The following is an 18,317-nucleotide window of genomic DNA, read 5'->3' on the forward strand; positions in this document are numbered from 1 at the left end:
TCCCTGTTCCGCCGGTCACAAGACAACGCTGGAAAGATGAGTCGGATGTTGTAGCATATCGGCAACCAATAACAATGCCTCCTGACACGCCTGGCGACCGCCGGGGCCCCCGAGGCATAGCCTGACGGCGTGTGGCGGATTGTTGTCGGTGCAGAATGCTGAACTCGATACCACCCCTACGCCCTTCGACCGCAAGTGGGCAGCCACTACCGATGGGTTGGCGGTGATTGGCCTGGGCAAGTTGAGCCAGAGGTGAAACCCATCTGCATGCGCGCTGAACGTACTGCGCGCCAAATAGGTTTTAGCCAGCGCCTGGCGTGCATTAGCCTCGCGCCTGATTGCAGATGTCATATCCTGCAATGATCCATCCATTATCCACCCCGTAGTCAGCGCATTGGTAATCGGACTGGACATCACTGAAAGCGCGCGCAGGGCACCTGCCACGCGCTGCGCTATCGACTTGCCTGGCGTATACAAATAGGCGGTGCGCAGGCCGGCGCCAAAGCATTTTGATAAACCGGTGATGTAGTAGGTCAGTTGTGGCGCCAGGTTTGCTATCGGAACCGCGGGATTTTTGGGCAACAGACCGTAGGCGTCGTCCTCGATAATCGGAATGCTGTAGCGCAATGCCACGTCGGCAATTGCCTCGCGACGCACCCGGCTAAACGTTTGCGTAGTTGGGTTTTGTAGCGTCGGGTTGAGATAGATTGCTGCCACCTTTTGTGTTTTGCACAGGTTTTCCAGTGGGCGAATAAGCGGACCACTGCTGTCGCTTTCGATGGCTGTCAGCGTCACACCGAGTTGCGCCGCGATGGCCTTTAATCCCGGATAAACCAAACTTTCCACACAGATGGTTGCACTATCGTCGGCAAGCAGTGACAACAATGCGACCAATGCGCTATGGATTCCGGGGCACACCAGTAGCCGATCTCTATCGGGGTTATGCAAGAGGGGGCTAAGCAACTCAACCCCTGCTTCCTTGTCAATTGCGGTACCGCCAAAGTCTTGGTAGCGAAACATGGAGTAGATATCCGATTTTTCCAGGACCTGGTGAAACCCGGCGGTTATCTTCTCCAGCACTGCCGCGCTTCTCGGCTCAGGCGGCAGGTTCATCGTCATCTCGAAGTTGCTGTTGCGGTTGGGGCGCATCGAGTTGGTTTTGCCCTTCACAAATGTGCCGCTGCCGGGACGAGAATCGACCAGCCCACGCGATTTGGCCTCTTTGTAGCCACGCGCTACCGTGGTGTAGTCAAGCATTAGCATACCGGCCAGCTCTCTTAGCGGTGGCAACCTGTTTCTAACCTGCAGTTTACCGCTTTCGATATCGGCTTCGATCAGATCGGCAATCACCAGGTAAGCGGGGTTTTTATCAGCTTCGCTAATCGCATTGATCCAGTGCTGGTATTGGTTGTGTTTCATTTGCGTAGTCTCCAAGTGTTAGCCGTCTGGTGTTCTGCCTAGTAAATGTTTTCACCCAAAATCGGTTTTGGTGTCCTTAACCAGCCCGGTCTCAATCCGGGCATAGCCTTTCGGGATACGGACCAGGCGTCCCCCCGATTGATACCCGCAAGCGGACCCGGCCCGAAATCATAGATTTCGGTCGTTCCGCGGGGCGAAGCAGCGCTTCGCTGATTCCCGCTCCACCCTTGTAGGCTCTACGCCAGCATCCCTGCCGGCCAAGGTCCCGAAGGGCTATGCCCGGATCGAGATCTAAGTGCCACCGATGTGAAATAAGCTTCTGGTCGAAGCACCAGTGGTTCTTCCGATTTGATTCGCTTGCTATGGAGTCTTAATTATTCTGTACCGCAATAGCCACCTCGTTATTTAACCATTGATTGCACTGTTTATGCAGCATTGATTGCGTTCTTTTTGATGCTGGAAATGATAGATGTTGGTGCATCCTCAATCTTTTGTGTGCAGCGCTGGCGCATCTACGGCTGGAATCAGGTCGTTTTAGTGATAAAAAAAACAAAGTAGCTATTTTTTTTTCAAGTGCTCGATATGACCAGGTGAGTTTGATTGCATATTGATTGTATGGCCAGGTATGAGCAGTGGCATGGCGGTTGCAGGCTGGTAGGTTAGCGGCTCGCTATGACGGCGATTCGGGAAACAATCATTTATAAACTGGCCAACCCAGCATTTTTATTTAGGAGAAGCTTATGCCTGAAGTTACTGCCCCTCTGCATAAAGACGGCGATTTTTTTGTTGATTACGAAGAGAAAGTTTTCGAAGACGTGCAGGCGAAAGAGGGCGAGAAAGCCCTGGTAACCTTCCATACAGTGGCCTTTGAAGGTTCTATCGGACTGGTCAATATGCTGCAGGCGACTCGTTTGCAACGCAAAGGTTATGAAACTTCGATCCTATTGTATGGACCGGGCGTCACACTGGGTATCCAACGTGGATTTCCCAAGCTTGGCGCCGAGGCTTTTCCCGGCCATCAGAACTATGCCAATCAGTTGAAAAAATTTATGGGCGAGGGGGGGAAGGTCTATGCCTGTCGCTTTGCATTACAGGCTTTGTATGGCCACGGCGAGCCTTGCCTCGTGGAAGGTATCCGACCCATCAGTCCACTGGATGTGCTCGATATCAAGCTACTGCATATACGTGATAATGCGGTGATTATCGACACCTGGACTGTGTAAGGTGAGTGGCATGGCTCCAGCGAAAACAGTCAGGGTGGCCGCTGCTCAACTCGCCCCCGACTTGCACAGTTGTAAGGGCACACTGGCGAAAGTGCTGAATGCCATAGACGAGGCGGCAGGCAAGGGGGTTGAGCTGATCGTTTTTCCAGAGACGTTCGTACCTTACTACCCCTACTTCTCTTTTGTGTTACCGCCCGTTGCTTCGGGCAAAGAGCATATGCGCCTGTACGAGGAGGCTGTGGTTGTGCCCGGCCCTGTTACGGCTCTGGTTGCGGAGCGCGCCAGGGCTGCGAATATGGTTGTGGTGCTCGGTGTTACTGAACGTGATCACGGCTCTTTGTACAACGCTCAGTTGGTGTTTGATGCCGATGGACAGTTGGTATTAAAGCGCAGGAAAATCACACCGACCTTTCACGAGCGGATGATTTGGGGGCAAGGTGATGCCGCCGGCCTCAAGGTCGCGAAGACGGCGGTGGGAAAAGTGGGTGCATTGGCTTGTTGGGAGCACTACAACCCTTTGGCACGCTATGCACTGATGGCACAGCACGAGGAAATTCACTGTAGCCAATTTCCCGGGTCTTTGGTCGGTCCGATATTCGCCGAACAAATAGAAGTCACCATTCGCCACCATGCGTTGGAATCGGGTTGTTTTGTCGTCAATGCGACAGGCTGGCTCGACGATGCGCAAATAGCGGCTATCGAGCCCCAGGAAAAACTGCAGGCCGCACTGCGCGATGGCTGCCTCACCGCCATCGTCTCGCCCGAAGGTGTGTATCTCGCCGAGCCGCTGCGTAGTGGAGAGGGAATTGTTGTCGCCGATCTCGATATGTCACTGATTACCAAGCGCAAGCGCATGATGGATTCAGTCGGGCACTATGCCCGTCCTGAATTGCTGAGCCTCGCTATCAACAGCAAACCGGGCCAGTGCCGACACGCCATGAGTAAAATGCCTGGCGATGTTGAAGATCGACCTACCTTTATGGCAGAGGGAAAAGAACATGAATTCCTGGGTGAACTCGAAACAGCGTCTAATAACTGAAGTGCAGACACGCGGCGTGCGACTGGCCGGCGCCGAACAGGAGTGTACCAGCCGCCGTGGTGGTGCCGGCCCCTCGGACCACCAGGCGATGGTGATCGGTGATACGCCTGTTATGGTGCCGGTCCATACACATTCCGTCATGACCTCGCCTTTTACACTCGCCGCAGGCGACGGCGAAAAACTGAAGCTGCTGGACCGGGGCATACCGGTAACAGATGTGACGTTTGCAGGTACACCACGGTTTTATGCATTGAGCACAGCCGACGGTATCCCTTATTCACATATCGCTACATTACACGGCACCGATGTGCTGGCAACCACGGTTTTGCAAACCTGTATTCGCTATCAAAGCCGGCGTAAAACCTGCAAGTTTTGTGCTATCGGGCAATCGCTTGCAGCGGGTCGGACCATCGCGCACAAAACGCCGCAACAGTTGGCGGAGGTTGCACGGGCAGCGGTTGAACTCGATGGTGTCACGCATATGGTTATGACCACCGGCACACCGGCGACACCCGACCGGGGCGCGCGTGTTTTGTGTGAGAGTGTGGCGGCGGTGAAATCCGCCGTTGATATACCTATTCAGGTGCAGTGTGAACCCCCTGACGACTCCGCCTGGTTCCACAGGCTCAAGGCAGCGGGAGCAGATACCCTGGGTATGCACCTTGAATTGGTGACACCGGCGCTACGTGAGCAAATGATGCCGGGTAAAGCACAAGTGACGGTCGATGACTATATGCAAGCGTTCCGCGAGGCGGTACCGATATTTGGCCGCGGGCAGGTAAGCACCTATATTCTCGCCGGGTTGGGCGATGGCAAAGAGGCGATACTGGATACTTGTGAAAAATTGATAGAGATCGGCGTCTATCCTTTTGTGGTGCCGTTCGTCCCCATTCGCGGTACGCCGCTGGAGGACCACCCACCGCCGGATAGGGCATTTATGGAGACCATTTTGCAGCCATTGGCTGAAAAAACCGTCGCGGCTGATATGCGAGCTGAAAGTATCAAGGCGGGTTGCGGAAAATGCGGCGCCTGTTCACCGCTCAGCGCTTATGAACGCGCTGTCGATGCCGGCACATAGTGGGACAATACCATGGCTATCGCAACAACCGTTACACACTATTCTGACTATACCATTAAATGGGCAACACTCGAGTGGGAGCGCGAGCAGGCCTTTGCACTGCGCAAGCGGGTATTTTGCAACGAGCAAAGACTATTTAAGGACGATGACAGGGACGAAATTGATCATTGTGCCCAAGTGCTGGTGGCTATAGCCAATAACGGCGGCTGGCACGAAAAAATAGTCGGCACAGTCCGCATTCATGAAAATGCAAACAACGTTTGGTGGGGCTCCCGCCTGGCTGTCGATCGGCAGTTTCGCGGTGAGGCGAGTTTGGGCTCAGGCTTGATAACACTGGCCGTGTCCAGTGCCCACGCCCAGGGCTGTAGTTGCTTTCTGGCACAGGTCCAGAAAAAGAATGAAAAGCTCTTCCAGCGCCTTAAATGGTCCAGTCAATACGAAATGCTTGTGCATGGTCAGCCTCATGTCATGATGCAGGCTGAGCTGGAAAGCTACGCGCCTTTTTACAAGCCCCGCACAGGCTTTGTTGTAGTCGGCGATAACACCCGGTACCAGGCTGAGATAGTCCCACAGTTGTTAGCTGTGTCCACGGCTTCATTAACTCAGCCTAAAGGGTGGGATGCGGAGACCTATCATGCCGCTTAACGATTTGCTGGCGACTGTAAAACAGCACCCGGGTATACAGCAAAAAACAGCTATACAAACGGCGGGGCGGATTTTAGCGCAAGGTTTTGCCTGTTGCGACTATCCAAATGGCGACGATGCTGCGGTGATAAAGACTGCATCTGGCTATGAGCTTTTGGCCACAGAAGGTTTTATGCCGCAATTTGTACATACAGACCCCTGGTTTGCCGGCTGGTGCGGTTTGATGGTGAATATTAGTGATATTGCGGCGATGGGTGGTAGTGCGGTGGCCGTCGTAAATAGTATCTGGGGAAAGCGAGACGATCGCAGCCGGCAGGTGTTGCAGGGTATGGTGGACGCCTCGCATGTTTTTCGCGTCCCCATTGTGGGTGGCCATACAAATCTTGCCGGTGAACAGACGCAGTTAGCGGTCTCGATTCTGGGGCGGGCCAATCGCATCCTCAGCAGCTTTACAGCACGTGCAGGTCAACAGCTCGTGGTGGCGATAGACTTGCGTGGTGAATACCGTCAACCGTTTCTGAATTGGAATGCGGCTACCACGGCCCCGCCTGAACGGCTGCGCGGGGATTTATCTTTGCTGCCTTATATTGCTGAGAATAATCTTGCGACAGCAGCAAAGGATATCAGTCAAGCCGGCATTTTGGGCACCTGTGTGATGTTGCTTGAAAGTTCCGGAGTAGGGGCAAGTATTCGCCTGCAGGACATCCCGAAACCCGCGGCTGTCGAATGGCAGGACTGGTTATGCTCATTCCCAAGCTTTGGATATATATTGGCGACGGACTCTGTGAAGCTTCCGGCTTTATTAAAGTTATTCGCTGACAGAGATATATCTGCTGCCCATATCGGCAATATTAGCCACGACAAAACGTTTAAGGTAAGTCATGGAGGGCGTACAGAAATATTCTGGAATATAGGCAGTGAGGTGTTGACCGGTATGTCCGCGCGTATGAACCTTAATGAAAAGATTTGCTAGAGTGCTGAATTATGCCTGAAGTCTATTTTAATATTGAATGGCCCGATGGTTCGCAGGAATCCTGTTATTCCCCATCAACGGTGATCAAAGATCACCTGCAAGAAGGGGAGGAGTATTCAATGCAGCAATTTTTATTACTGGTGCGACAGGGTTTGAATGAAGCCAGCGAGAGAGTCAGACAAAAATATGGCTATGCCTGCTCAAGCGCAATAGATCAACTTCACAGCATTACTCATACCGCAGCGGGCTTTGGGACGCAGCAGAAGCTCAAGGTGCGAGTAAAGAAAATTGTATCGACTGGCTAAATAATCTGGAGAAGAGTAAATATGCACGTTTCGAAAAACAACAGCGAAAAATATTATCCGGTTATTATTGTCGGAGGCGGACAGGCAGGCTTATCCATTAGTTACTACTTACAGAAAAGCGGCATGGATCACCTGGTTATAGAAAAAACCACAGTGATGAATGCATGGAAGCACAAACGCTGGGATTCTTTTACACTGGTTACGCCAAATTGGCAGTGTGATTTGCCCGGGCACTCTTATGATGGTGACGATCCCCACGGTTTTATGAGCAGGGATGAAATTATTGCCTATCTCGAACGCTTTGCTGAAAAAGTCAATGCGCCGGTGCTGGAAAATACCAGTGTCAATAAAATAGTCTCCCGGGGTATTTCCGGTTATCGTGTTGAAACCAGTAGTGGTATTTTTCTTACTGATCAAGTTGTGGTGGCGGCCGGAGGTTATCACGAAGCGATCATACCGCGAATGGCTGAGCGCTTGCCTGAGACCATCTATCAACTTCACTCGGAGCAATATAGAAACCCACAGCAGTTGCCGGAAGGCGCAGTACTGGTGGTGGGGTCTGGCCAGTCCGGTGCGCAGATAGCCGAGGACCTTCATATTGCCGGCAAAAAAGTCTACCTGGCTACTGGCGATGCGCCTCGCTGTGCGCGTTTTTATCGCGGTCGCGATGTCGTTGACTGGCTGGCGGATATGAAATACTACGATATGCCGGTGCACGAACATCCGCTGCGCGAAGCGGTACGAGACAATACCAACCACTACGTTACCGGGCGTGATGGCGGCAGGGATATCGATCTGCGTAAATTTGCCCTGGAAGGCATGGAGCTGTTTGGCTCGATGAGTGGTTTTGACGGTGATCGGCTTTTGTTTAAAGACAATCTCACCGAAAATCTTGATCGCGCCGACGAGGTTTACAATAATATTAATATGCGCATTGACGACTATATTGCGGCAAACAATATCGACGCGCCCGGCGCGTATAGTTATGAGCCGGTTTGGCGGCCGGGGCAGGCGCGTAGCAGGCTTAGCCTGGCCGATTCCAATATCACCGCTGTACTGTGGTGTATTGGTTTTCGTCCTGACTTTAGTTGGCTCGATGTGCCTGTATTTAACGGTATGGGTTACCCTCAGCATCAGCGAGGCGTAACATCACAACCGGGATTATATTTCATTGGGCTACCCTGGCTGTATACCTGGGGTTCTGGTCGCTTCTCGGGTATCGCCCGCGATGCGGATTATCTGTGTCGACGCATTAGCGATTTTTCGGTAAGCGAAGGGGCGGAACTCAAATCAGCATAATAGGTTCCAACGCATAGCTGATCCGGAATTTTATGGAAACGGAGGCGCTTGCTGTGTATGGGTGTGCAAGCTGCCGGCTGTACGGTAGCTATTTGGATGCATCGCATAAAGCGATTAAAGAAGTCGGTTGGTTGAATGGTGGTGAGATGCAGGCTTGCAGTACACAACCGGCGGTGCCGGTGGCACGGTGCGGGGACACAACTGAAGTTATGTCCCCGCACCGTGCCGCCGGGAGTGGTGCCATTCGTTAATACATCGTAAAACTTTTCGGTATTAATTCACTGAGTCCTGACCGTGACGCCAAGCGCCTCATCATAAAGATCAGCGACACTAAATACGGACCCGCCGCCACAAATGCCTTTTACCGAACCATAGGCGCGAAAGTTAAAGGACCAACCGCCGCCGCTGTCGCCGCCAATGGCGCTGTTGCCGTTCATGCGCACCAGACGATCGTTGAACACACCGGATACTGTGCAGGAAACGGATGTTGCACTGACATCGAAACTGCAATCCCGGCTGTTGGACGACCTGCCGTAAAAGCAGATGGATTCACCGACACTGATACCGGCGCGAGGTTCTATCGAAGTGACGTCCCGAATACTGGCAGCGGTGGCGTAGAACTCGGCCGATTCAATGGCGACTGTGGTCTTCCACTCAATATCTCCCCAAATACCCCGGTGCTCGCTTTGGTGTGTCATCGCGTGAAGGCCGATGCCCGGATGTTCTATCTGGTTAATACCGGTACAGTGCCCCGCGGTGGTTACCCCGGTTGTTCCCGCACCGTTTTCAACTGACCAGCCCGCGGTGCACTCAAATACACCGTCATCTCTTACCGCCATGCCGCCGTAGGCAAATAGATCCACCGCGACCGGTTCATCACTGACAGTAATACTGACATCATCTCGCAGCGATTTTGGCAGTGTCGATCTAAGCTGACTGGCCTGTTCCGGCAACCCGTATTGTCGGGAAACTGCGGCATGGATTTTGCCGCCGGCCTGAAAGTCGAAAGAGGTGGCAATATTTTCGTAGCCCATCTCTGCAAGCGTACTGTGTACTTGAAGTTTGCGTTGTTCAAGCTCATCGAAGGAATAGGGTTGCTTTTCGACGATATTCACCTCTATACCCGACTTGGCAACCAGGTCGTAGACATCTTTCTCACCCGTCCCTTTCACGTATAGTGAAGGTACACCGCCGGGCTCCTCTGCCAAAACCGAACCCACATACAGGTCCGGGCGCGTGGCCGCCAGCCTCACAGCGATGGCGCCGATGGCCTCGGCGGCCTTAAAGTCAGCTGCGGCTTCGGCAATGGTCCAGCCTTTGGCGTTGGCAACCAACTCCAGGTCTTGTGCCAGAGCTTCTTCCTGTGTCTGTTTGTGGACTGTTGTAGAGGGATTATCGCCTGGCTGCATATCAGCCAGATCACCCTTCGCGGCGTGATGATGGTTTGCCGAAGAGTTGTCCGAAAACGCTGCGTTACCAAGAGTCAAAGCCAGACAGATGGCGCTGCAGAATACGTAGTTAGTGTTCATTGTTACCTCACGTAGATAGAATTATTAGGTTGTCTATGGAAATAATGCCCGTGACTTTCACGGGAATCAGAACGTCGTTAACTTGGTTTTAAGTGTTGATGAATAGCTTTTTCGTGTAGAAAACTCCTTATTTATATCAATATTTCCTTTTCGGTTAGCGCTAGTGCAGGCGCATACGCATTAACATAACGTATGGTTTTCCATATCAGAAGGTGTCGGTCACGGGCAATTTCATTGCGTAAAAACCTATTGAGAAAATACCACAATAAGGCTTTAACATTATGTAAGATCTACACGAGTTTATTTTTAGTAAATTGTTTTTTCAGGATTATTTTGAATAAGGACTTCAGGACATATCCATTTATGCGCCAAAGGTTTTTGTATAGATTTTTTTGTCTGCTTTTTGTGATTTTTTCACCATTTTGGTGTGAGATTATGCCAGTAAGCGAATAAGCTGTATATTGCGCCATGCCTGCTTTTCCTACCTGAAGATCAAGCTCTCTGCACAAGACAAGAATACTATTATCTGGCAGCGTACACTAACCGGTACACATAAATGCAAATGCAGGGTATACCGGCCTCCGGCAGCAAGGTGAAATGGTGTGATAGCCCGCCGTGAAGATGAAAAGATAGCGAACGAGTGGATTGTATCGGAGCTGATGGGAGAGTTGCTCTTGAAGGCGCCTTCCATTAAACGATGACCATAATCACCTAACAGGCGACTGTCGACGTGAATGACGCTTATACCCGGCAGTGTGTGATTTGGCGCTAGATTATTTGCAGAATAACTATACCCAGGCAAGCAAACCCAAGGGAGATAATGCTGAAATTTATCAGTATTGACTGAAAAGGGGCAGTCGGTTTATCCGCTTATAGACGCGATGGCAAAGTGGGGACTTGAAAATATTGAAGGTACTAAAGCCTACTTGAATTTCAAAAAATAACGGGGTTAGCTGCCGGCCAAAACAAGCATAATGCTTTATTTGCCGTCGGTGCAGACTATTTCAACGACACCAATCGGAGCCATATTTTCCCCACTGCCGGGGGGTGTGGAAAAGCCCCCGTCAGTTATTTCAAAGCCACCCTAAGCGGATCATACGAGTACAACCAGCTATCGCGATCCCGGGTGATCTCGCGGCGCCGGTCGTAGGCCCGGCGCAGTTCTTCCGCCGTTGCCAGGTGATTGATATGCGACATCTCCTGGGAGGAAACCACGATTTTCGCCGTGCGCGACAGCCTGTTTTGCTGAAACAGTTCCAGACAGTGGGCCGGCTCCTCGTCGCTTTCCAGCGCCCGCGCTAACACCGCAGCATCTTCGATAGCCATGGCCGCTCCCTGAGCCATAAAAGGCAGGGTCGGATGGGCGGCGTCGCCGATCAGGATCACCCTGTCGGTACGCCAGTTGTCGACCGGCGCGCGGCTGTTCAGGGCCCAGCGGTAGCAGGCGTCCCGGTCGCAGGCATCGATAACCGACTGCACGTCGGCGTGCCAGCCTTCAAAGTCGGCTTTCAGTTCCTCCCAGGGGCAGTGCAGGGTCCAGGACTCTTCCGCCCATTCGTGTCTTTCCACCGGCGCCACCATATTCAGCATTTTTCCCCCATCCAGCCAGTACATAATCATATGCCGGCCGGGACCGACCCAGGTCGTGGTCATATGAGACATAAAGTGTTGCGGCAGTGCCTCGGCGGCGATGACACAACGCCACGCCGTATTGCCGGTGTAGGTGATGGATTCCTTCGTTACTATGCGGCCGCGCAACGCCGACTTGATACCGTCTGCGCCGATAACAATAGATGCGCTAGCGTTTTTACCATTGGCAAATTCCACCGTCACTGCGTGGTCCGACTCGGTAAAGCCGACCGCGCGGGCACTCAGTGTAATGGCACCGGGATCGAACGATCGCACCAGCGCCACCAGCATGCGGTGAAGGTCGCGGCGGTGGAGCTGGTAGTAAGGTACGCCGTGGGTGTCTTCGTGGTGGTTGCCGAGGGATATTTCGTTGATGACTTCGCCGCTGTCGAACACTCGTGTCAGCCAAGTAAGTGGTGCCGACGACGCCTGGCGCAGTTGCTCTTCGAGGCCGAGGTGGTGCAGGACTCGGCCGGCGTTGGCACTGATTTGTATACCGGCGCCCAGTTCGCTCAGGTGGTCCGATTGCTCGTATACCCTGACCCTGTAACCGTTTTTCAACAGGCAGGCAGCGGCGGTCAGTCCGGCAATACCGGCCCCAATTACGATAACTTCAGGTTTCACGACGGTTTCTCCTTTTGGTCGCGCCCGTTTTACTGGCACCCGACGCCGGCGCCCGAATTGGAAGGTAGGGGGGCTATTTGTCATTGAAAACCGCAGCCTTGTCAATCCCGGCCCCGGCTATTATGTGATCCAGGTGCGCGGATACAGGTCGGATGGGACGCCTGCAACTTAGCAACTTAGTGCGTTCATTTCGGTCTTGGTTTGTTACTGCGTCAACTAGTTTCTAATCGCATAACTTAAGTTGCTAAGTTGCTAAGTTGCTAAGTTGCAGGCGTCCCGAATGGCACTTCCTTAAGCAACTATGTGCCAATTGACCGGTCTGGCTCAGGCTGAAGCCTTCAGAAACACGGACTGGGCGTCCCCTCGATGAACCCGTCCATGGGGACTTCCCGACAGCATCCCTGCTGTCGAGAGTTTCTGAAGGCTTCAGCCTGAGCCAGACCTACTTTCAGTACGCTTAATCGAGGCTGGTTCGATTGGATCAGAGATCGATAAACCGACGCAAATACGCTTAAGGAAGTGCCATTCCAGGCGTCCCTGTTGGCCCCATGTTGTCAATCCCGGATGCGGTCATTGTGTGATCCGCGTGCCGGGATAGGCCGGTTGGAAGCTCCGTCGTTTTTACCCGGTGACTGGCCAGGGGGGTGATTTCTACAAGGTCACGGTGGTGTTGCCACCATGCCCTGAGTACATGCGCTAAGCGGCCTTTGCTCTGACATATGGCGCCGCCGCCGGGTCGCCCGCTCGCAGGGCTGGATAACATTTGATCACAATGAGTATTCCTCGCACTGTGGCAGCGGTCCCGATCCTGCGGTAAAAACGCCGTTAACGGTCGACTACGGCTGCGCTTTAGCGTATTGTTGCCAGCGGCCGACACCACCGTGCGAAACACCCGTTTCCTTCAGATTCAGTTAGGACCCTAGCGTTGCCATGAACCCAAATTACCTCGATTTTGAACAGCCCATCGCGGAACTGGAAGGTAAGATTGAAGAGCTACAACTGGTCGGCAGTGATAACGATCTCAATATCACAGAAGAAATTGCCAAGCTGCGGGAAAAGAGCGTCAAGCTGACAGAAAATATCTACAAGAGCCTGAGCCCCTGGCAGGTGGTGCAGGTGGCCCGTCACCCGCACCGGCCCTATTCGCTGGACTATATCCAGCGCATTTTTGAAGACTGGGACGAACTCCACGGTGATCGCCATTTCGGCGACGACAACGCCATTGTCGGCGGTATCGCCCGCCTCGACGGCCGCCCGGTGATGGTGGTGGGGGAGGAGAAGGGCCGCAGCACCCAGGACAAGGTGCACCGCAACTTCGGTATGCCCAAACCCGAGGGTTATCGCAAGGCGCTGCGACTGATGGAGATGGCCGAGCGCTTTAAACTGCCGGTGCTGACGCTGATTGACACCCCTGGCGCCTACCCGGGTATCGATAGCGAGGAGCGGGGTATCAGCGAATCCATTGCCCGCAACCTGGCGGTGATGTCGCGCCTGCGCACGCCCATTATCTGCACCGTGATCGGCGAGGGTTCTTCCGGCGGCGCCCTGGCCATAGGTGTAGGCGATCACCTGAACATGTTGCAATACTCTACGTACTTCGTGATATCCCCGGAGGGCTGCGCCAATATTATCTGGAAGACGGTGGAAAAGGCGCCGTTGGCGGCCGAGGCCATGGGGGTGACGTCGAGCACCCTGGAGGAGTTGGGTATTGTGGATGAAACCATTGAGGAGCCCCTTGGCGGCGCTCACCGCGATATCGACGCTATGGCACAGCGACTGAAGGCGCGCCTGATAGAGCAGCTCGAACAGTTGTCCGGCATCGAGATTGACGAGTTGCTGGAGAAACGCTACCAGCGTTTGATGAGCTACGGCAGTATCTGACCTCCAGGACCCGTCCGCTGGTGGCGAGGTGTCGTTCAGAGTCGATGTTCCGGTGGCACGGTGCGGGGACGTAACCTCAGTTGCGTCCCCTTCGAGGGGGGCCACTTCCCTGTGCCAATAGCACCGCTTGCATGGCCTCGAAGGGGTGGTCTCGAAGGGGTCGCTCCGCTCGAAGGGGTCGGGGTGCTTGAATTTTAACCAGAAAAGGCCTGGTCAAAATTCAAGCACCCCGACCCCGTACCGTGACCTCGCACCGTGCCGCCGCAAGAGAGCCAAATCGCCGCAATGTGGCCGGCGGGCACTCAAATGGCAAGCAGGCGGTCGTAGCGTTTGCTCAGCAGATCGTAAAACTGTTCCCGCAGTGTCACTATATCTCGCTTGATCAGGGCGATTTCCTTTTCGCTGATATCCTGGCGCCCAACGTACACCTGTTTGCGAAAATAAGCGATCCTGGCGCCGTAGAGACGCAGGGTTTTCTCCATCACTTTTTCGCCGAGCATCAGCAGTTTGGCCTCGGCATCGGCGAGCTTCCGGAATTCCTTTACCAGTTCCCGGTTGGTGTGCTCCAGTTCTTCTTTGCGTGCCTCGGGCCAGCGGCTGCCGAAACGGGTCGACTCGATAACCAGGGCCGAGTACTTCGAAAACACGTGGTTGACGTCGCCGACGGCTGCGGAGATTTCCTCCAGCAGCGTCAAACGCCGGTTTATCGGCGTCCTGGCCTGGCTGAACCAGTGCCCGCCGCGGCTGCTGAGCCAAAAGGCCAGGCCCGCGATCAGCGCGCCCATGGCCACCTTGACCGAGGTGTCGATAATGGGCCAGTAATCCCAAGTTTCCATAGCTGTCGCTCTCCGAGACAGTGCCACTGTTTTGGCGGTTTGTGCCGGTTGAGGAGAAGTACAGCAAAAAATGCACCAGCTTTGACTCCCCCGGATTTGATCCGCGGGCTACTGCGGGGCGGTAACCGGCGCAGTGGCACCGGCAGAGTGTCATCGGTGGAACGTCACTGGCAGAGAGTCATTAGAAGGGAGTCATTGGAAGGGAGTCATTGGAAGTGAGTCACGGGCGTTGCGGTCACCGGAAGAGTTTTAGCAATAAGTGGCGTTATGCCGGCGCTCTCTAATCGGCCCGGGGGTTCGGTTGCCGCAGTGGTTGCAACAGATATTCCAGTCCGTTCACCTTGATCTGGTAGATAAGACTCAGTTGTGTCCCCAGCTTGCCGTTGGGGAAACCGTTGTTGGCAAACCAGACCAGGTAGGGCTCGGGCAGGTCCGCCAGCAGCCGCCCCTGGTAGCGCCCGAAAGGCATTTCCACGTTCACCAGGTCCTGCAACAGAGACGGATCGAAACCGGTATCCAAGTCCTCAGCCCCCCGCCAGTTTGACGCTCATGCCGCGCTGTTCAAGCGCCGCCTTCAAGGTCTGCCGGTGGTCGCCCTGGATTTCGATAACGCCGTCTTTAACGCTGCCGCCGGTACCGCACAATTGTTTGAGCTGTTTAGCCAGGGTTTTCAACTCCGCCGCCGGTAATTCGATGCCGCTGACGGTCGTTACCCCCTTGCCTTTGCGGCCCTTGGTTTCACGGCGAATGCGCACGGTGCCGTCGCCGGCCGGTGCGGTCGGAGCGGTCTCTGCCGGTTTGATCCGACCGGTGTCGGTGGAGTAGACCAGGCGGCTGTTTTTGCTCATGCTTTAACCATTTTTTGTGTGATCAGGCCCACTGCGACTATGGCGGCACCGAGGGCAAACAGGTAGCGCGGGTCCAGCAACTGCAACTCCCAGAAGTGGAACAGCGGGGCCAGGATCACCGCCACAAAGAGGCCGGCGGATACCAGGGTATCGGCTTTTTCCGGGAACAGGATCGACTTGTCGCAATGCGGGCAGGGGAAGGGCTTGCGGGCCAGGAAAGGCTTGAGCAGGCCGCGCTGGCGCAGCAGGCGTTTGTCGACCGGCTCCTTGCAGTAGGGGCAGCGCAAGGGTTTCAGGACCAACGCCATGGACGGTGCCTTTATCGGTGGTTGCGGTGGATGACTGTGATGGTGCCTAGAATAGCACAGATGGCGACCCGGGCGACCCGGGCGACCCGTCGCCTCGACTGACAGCCGCCAACTGTAAGCGGTGGACTAATTCGGTTATATTGGCCCCCGATCGACGGCAACTGAGTGTGCGGAGCCCGGTGTGGAACAGATGGAAGACAGCAGTTTGAGACAGCGCATTTACCGGGTTATTTTTGGCACCGATACCCCTGCCGGGCGCTTGTTCGACTTGGTCTTGATATACGCCATTCTCCTCAGTGTGGCGGCGGTGATGCTCGATTCGGTGGCCTGGGTCGCCGATAACTTCCACACCTATCTCTACGGTCTGGAATGGTTTTTTACCGTGCTGTTTACGATCGAATATATCCTGCGTGTCTACAGTTCGCCGCGGCCGTTTGCCTACATCCGCAGCTTCTACGGCGTGATTGATCTGCTGGCGATACTACCCACCTATCTCGGTATTTTCGTCACCGATGTCAACTACCTGTTGATCCTGCGCCTGCTGCGCGTTTTGCGCATCTTCCGCATACTGAAGCTGGTGCGGTATTTAACCGAAGCCAATGTGCTGTTGCGCTCGATGTTGAAGGCGCGGCGCAAGATTCTGATCTTTTTCATGTCGGTGCTGGTGCTCTCCACCGTATTCGGTTCGTTGATGTTTGTGGTCGAGGGGCCGCAGAACGGCTTCTCCAGTATTCCCAAAAGTATTTACTGGACAATTGTGACAATCACTACCGTGGGCTATGGCGATATCGTGCCGCAGACGATGTTTGGCCAGGTGATTTCGGCGATGGCGATGCTCACCGGTTACTCGATTATCGCCGTGCCTACCGGCATCCTTACCGCCGAGTTGTCCTACGAAATGCAACGCGAGCGTATCGGGCGACTGTGTCGCCACTGCAACCGCGGTGGCCACGAGGAAGATGCGGCCTACTGCCGGTTGTGCGGTGGTGAACTCGCCCCGCCCAAAGAGGCCGCTTGAGTGTCTGCGGGGGGCATTGACGTGCAGGGCATTGACCTTCAAGGTACTGTCGCCCCGGGGCTGGAGCCCGTGGCGCAGGCATTTGCCGATAACTTTCGCCATCGCGGTGAGCAGGGCGCCGCCCTGACCGTGATGCGCAGGGGCGAGGTTCTGCTCGAAATCTGGGCCGGTACCCGTGACAAGGGCGCCTCGCGACCCTGGCAGGCCGATACCCGGGTCAATATCTTCTCTGCCGGCAAAGCGTTCGTTGCCGCCTGTGTTTTGCAATTGGTGGAGCGGGGCGCGCTGGCGCTGGACGCACCTGTGGCGCAGTACTGGCCCGAGTTCGCGGCGCACGGCAAGCGGGAGATCACCCTGCGCCAGGTACTTTGCCACCGCGCCGGGGTCTCGGCATTTCAGCGGCGCCAGGACGATAAGGTGATCTTTGACTGGGCCGCGGTGACGGCACAGGTGGCCGCGGCCGAACCCTGGTGGACGCCGGGCACCGCCCAGGGTTACTCCCCCATGCTGTTTGGCTGGTTGCTGGGCGAACTGGTGCGGCGCACCTCGGGTTGTGACAGCTTTGACGATTATTTTCAGCAACAGGTGGCGCAGCCGTTGCAACTGGCCGCGGAGTTCGGTGTCGGCGCCGATCGACTCGTCGCTTTGGCTGATGTCGGGGTACTGGCCGTCGAGCACGCCGGTGCGGCGGCCGGCGGCCTGGCCGAGCGCCTGAAGAGCGATCCCAGAGGGGTGGCCAATCGGGCGTTCACCAATCCCATCAGCCTGCTGGTGGGTACCAATTCCCGGGCCTGGCGCCAGGCGCAGATTCCGGCCGCCAACGGTCACGCCTCGGCCACTGCACTCGCGCGTTTCTACCATGCCTTGAGTACCGGCGGCCGCCCGCTGCTGGATGCCCGCCACTGCGACTGGTGTTGGCAGCAACAGAGTGCCGGGGCCGATCGGGTACTGGCCACGCCGCTGCGCTTCAGCCTGGGATTTATGCTCAGCCAGGATCGGCCCGACTGCCGCTTCGGTACCGGCGCGCGCGGTTTCGGACATCCCGGAGCCGGCGGCTGCCTGGGTTTTGGCGATCCGGATCGGGAGCTGGGGTTTGGTTATGTGACCAATCGTATGGGGCAAAGTGTGTTGATGGATGCGCGTGCCGTGCGGCTGGTGCAGGCACTTTATGCGTGCCTGTGAATCTATCCCTGCGCCGCGGGCATTGGAGCATTGCCGTGGCAGAGGTTGAGGACGAGAAGATGCCGGATCAGAACCGGAAACCGGAGCGGACAGAAAAGCGAGGTCAAATCGAGGGTGCTGCAGTGGCACAATTGCGCCGGCAGGTGGAGGATTTACAGGGGCGCCTGGCATTTCAGGAGGACACCCTGCAGGCCCTCAACGATGTCGTGGCCCGCCAGGACGGTGAAATCCTGGCGTTGCGCGAGCAGATGGCGACCCTGGCGGAGAAACTGAAAGATTTGACCTACGCCCTGGAGCTGGGAGGCGCTGATACAGCTCAGGAGCGGCCACCCCATTATTGAGAGCAGCTCACCGCAGGCGCAAAAACCCGGGCCGCTGCAGACCTACTGCCCGGTGTTGCTGTTGTCGCCCTCCCACCGGTGCACAAGGCGTGGCGGCGACTTGTGTATAATTGGCCGGCATTATAAGAAATTCCCGTACT

General features: G+C 55.2%; 18 protein-coding genes. 11 read left to right on the top strand and 7 right to left on the bottom strand.

All coding sequences use genetic code 11. The features are described from left to right. Positions 1-15: 15 nt before the first annotated feature. Entirely contained in the window at positions 16-1,419 is a 1,404-nt protein-coding gene (locus tag FKG94_RS01655) for an aminotransferase-like domain-containing protein (RefSeq protein ID WP_142902434.1), read from the bottom strand. A 740-nt stretch (positions 1,420-2,159) separates the two neighbouring features. On the opposite strand from FKG94_RS01655, the gene FKG94_RS01660 reads away from it, so the two are divergent. Genes FKG94_RS01660 through FKG94_RS01690 form a run of 7 tightly spaced genes read left to right on the top strand, consistent with a single transcriptional unit; the run spans position 2,160 to position 7,981 of the window. Further along, positions 2,160-2,642: an MSMEG_0572/Sll0783 family nitrogen starvation response protein gene (locus tag FKG94_RS01660; protein WP_142902435.1), complete on the top strand. Its 483-nt coding sequence runs from the start codon at positions 2,160-2,162 to the stop codon at positions 2,640-2,642. A 10-nt stretch (positions 2,643-2,652) separates the two neighbouring features. Beyond that, complete coding sequence (locus FKG94_RS01665; RefSeq protein WP_142902436.1) at positions 2,653-3,681, top strand: Nit6803 family nitrilase; 1,029 nt, start codon at positions 2,653-2,655, stop codon at positions 3,679-3,681. Further along, the gene (locus FKG94_RS01670; protein ID WP_218943398.1) at positions 3,641-4,759 is read left to right on the top strand and encodes an MSMEG_0568 family radical SAM protein; all 1,119 of its coding nucleotides are present in this window, start codon (positions 3,641-3,643) and stop codon (positions 4,757-4,759) included. Before FKG94_RS01665 ends, FKG94_RS01670 begins: the two co-directional genes overlap by 41 nt. A 12-nt stretch (positions 4,760-4,771) precedes the next feature. Next, complete coding sequence (locus tag FKG94_RS01675) at positions 4,772-5,404, top strand: MSMEG_0567/Sll0786 family nitrogen starvation N-acetyltransferase (RefSeq protein WP_142902437.1); 633 nt, start codon at positions 4,772-4,774, stop codon at positions 5,402-5,404. After that, on the top strand, positions 5,394-6,377 hold the full coding sequence (locus tag FKG94_RS01680; RefSeq protein ID WP_218943399.1) for a sll0787 family AIR synthase-like protein: 984 nt from the start codon (positions 5,394-5,396) through the stop codon (positions 6,375-6,377). Before FKG94_RS01675 ends, FKG94_RS01680 begins: the two co-directional genes overlap by 11 nt. 11 nt (positions 6,378-6,388) lie before the next feature. Next, positions 6,389-6,682, top strand: coding sequence for an MSMEG_0570 family nitrogen starvation response protein (locus FKG94_RS01685; RefSeq protein ID WP_142902439.1), 294 nt, complete (start codon positions 6,389-6,391; stop codon positions 6,680-6,682). Between the two features lie 21 nt (positions 6,683-6,703). Then, positions 6,704-7,981 (top strand): MSMEG_0569 family flavin-dependent oxidoreductase, encoded by a 1,278-nt coding sequence (locus FKG94_RS01690; RefSeq protein WP_142902440.1) that lies wholly within the window; start codon positions 6,704-6,706, stop codon positions 7,979-7,981. Positions 7,982-8,259: 278 nt separating this feature from the next. Here the strand turns inward: FKG94_RS01690 and FKG94_RS01695 are convergent, their stop codons facing one another. Next, positions 8,260-9,510, bottom strand: coding sequence for a chymotrypsin family serine protease (locus tag FKG94_RS01695; protein ID WP_142902441.1), 1,251 nt, complete (start codon positions 9,508-9,510; stop codon positions 8,260-8,262). Between the two features lie 1,068 nt (positions 9,511-10,578). After that, the gene (locus FKG94_RS01700; protein WP_179957439.1) at positions 10,579-11,763 is read right to left on the bottom strand and encodes an FAD-dependent oxidoreductase; all 1,185 of its coding nucleotides are present in this window, start codon (positions 11,761-11,763) and stop codon (positions 10,579-10,581) included. Positions 11,764-12,693: 930 nt separating this feature from the next. On the opposite strand from FKG94_RS01700, the gene FKG94_RS01705 reads away from it, so the two are divergent. Then, positions 12,694-13,644, top strand: a complete 951-nt coding sequence (locus FKG94_RS01705) for an acetyl-CoA carboxylase carboxyltransferase subunit alpha (protein ID WP_142902443.1) — start codon at positions 12,694-12,696, stop codon at positions 13,642-13,644. A gap of 302 nt (positions 13,645-13,946) precedes the next feature. Here FKG94_RS01705 and FKG94_RS01710 read toward each other — a convergent pair whose 3' ends face one another. From FKG94_RS01710 to FKG94_RS01725, 4 genes are all read right to left on the bottom strand, one after another. Further along, complete coding sequence (locus tag FKG94_RS01710) at positions 13,947-14,480, bottom strand: energy transducer TonB (RefSeq protein ID WP_142902444.1); 534 nt, start codon at positions 14,478-14,480, stop codon at positions 13,947-13,949. 280 nt (positions 14,481-14,760) lie between these two features. After that, positions 14,761-15,000, bottom strand: a complete 240-nt coding sequence (locus FKG94_RS01715) for a DUF3820 family protein (protein ID WP_142902445.1) — start codon at positions 14,998-15,000, stop codon at positions 14,761-14,763. Between the two features lie 4 nt (positions 15,001-15,004). Then, on the bottom strand, positions 15,005-15,328 hold the full coding sequence (gene yciH, locus FKG94_RS01720) for a stress response translation initiation inhibitor YciH (protein WP_142902446.1): 324 nt from the start codon (positions 15,326-15,328) through the stop codon (positions 15,005-15,007). Further along, positions 15,325-15,636: a hypothetical protein gene (locus FKG94_RS01725; protein ID WP_142902447.1), complete on the bottom strand. Its 312-nt coding sequence runs from the start codon at positions 15,634-15,636 to the stop codon at positions 15,325-15,327. Before FKG94_RS01725 ends, yciH begins: the two co-directional genes overlap by 4 nt. Positions 15,637-15,817: 181 nt before the next feature. On the opposite strand from FKG94_RS01725, the gene FKG94_RS01730 reads away from it, so the two are divergent. The 3 genes from FKG94_RS01730 to FKG94_RS01740 are packed head-to-tail and all read left to right on the top strand — an operon-like array spanning position 15,818 to position 18,177. Further along, on the top strand, positions 15,818-16,654 hold the full coding sequence (locus tag FKG94_RS01730; protein ID WP_425460020.1) for an ion transporter: 837 nt from the start codon (positions 15,818-15,820) through the stop codon (positions 16,652-16,654). Continuing rightward, entirely contained in the window at positions 16,655-17,836 is a 1,182-nt protein-coding gene (locus FKG94_RS01735) for a serine hydrolase domain-containing protein (protein ID WP_246124879.1), read from the top strand. Continuing rightward, entirely contained in the window at positions 17,827-18,177 is a 351-nt protein-coding gene (locus FKG94_RS01740; RefSeq protein ID WP_246124880.1) for a SlyX family protein, read from the top strand. The genes FKG94_RS01735 and FKG94_RS01740 overlap by 10 nt, the downstream gene beginning before the upstream one ends. Positions 18,178-18,317: the final 140 nt, after the last annotated feature.

Source organism: Exilibacterium tricleocarpae (assembly GCF_007004655.1).
In the GTDB taxonomy this organism is placed as follows: domain Bacteria; phylum Pseudomonadota; class Gammaproteobacteria; order Pseudomonadales; family Cellvibrionaceae; genus Exilibacterium; species Exilibacterium tricleocarpae.

Coding starts and splice junctions, on each gene's coding strand:
- FKG94_RS01695 (WP_142902441.1), bottom strand. CDS start 9,510: ATGAACACTAACTACGTATTCTGCAGCGCCATCTGTCTGGCTTTGACT.
- FKG94_RS01680 (WP_218943399.1), top strand. CDS start 5,394: ATGCCGCTTAACGATTTGCTGGCGACTGTAAAACAGCACCCGGGTATA.
- FKG94_RS01660 (WP_142902435.1), top strand. CDS start 2,160: ATGCCTGAAGTTACTGCCCCTCTGCATAAAGACGGCGATTTTTTTGTT.
- FKG94_RS01705 (WP_142902443.1), top strand. CDS start 12,694: ATGAACCCAAATTACCTCGATTTTGAACAGCCCATCGCGGAACTGGAA.
- FKG94_RS01710 (WP_142902444.1), bottom strand. CDS start 14,480: ATGGAAACTTGGGATTACTGGCCCATTATCGACACCTCGGTCAAGGTG.
- FKG94_RS01725 (WP_142902447.1), bottom strand. CDS start 15,636: ATGGCGTTGGTCCTGAAACCCTTGCGCTGCCCCTACTGCAAGGAGCCG.
- FKG94_RS01690 (WP_142902440.1), top strand. CDS start 6,704: ATGCACGTTTCGAAAAACAACAGCGAAAAATATTATCCGGTTATTATT.
- FKG94_RS01675 (WP_142902437.1), top strand. CDS start 4,772: ATGGCTATCGCAACAACCGTTACACACTATTCTGACTATACCATTAAA.
- FKG94_RS01670 (WP_218943398.1), top strand. CDS start 3,641: ATGAATTCCTGGGTGAACTCGAAACAGCGTCTAATAACTGAAGTGCAG.
- FKG94_RS01665 (WP_142902436.1), top strand. CDS start 2,653: ATGGCTCCAGCGAAAACAGTCAGGGTGGCCGCTGCTCAACTCGCCCCC.
- yciH (WP_142902446.1), bottom strand. CDS start 15,328: ATGAGCAAAAACAGCCGCCTGGTCTACTCCACCGACACCGGTCGGATC.
- FKG94_RS01685 (WP_142902439.1), top strand. CDS start 6,389: ATGCCTGAAGTCTATTTTAATATTGAATGGCCCGATGGTTCGCAGGAA.
- FKG94_RS01655 (WP_142902434.1), bottom strand. CDS start 1,419: ATGAAACACAACCAATACCAGCACTGGATCAATGCGATTAGCGAAGCT.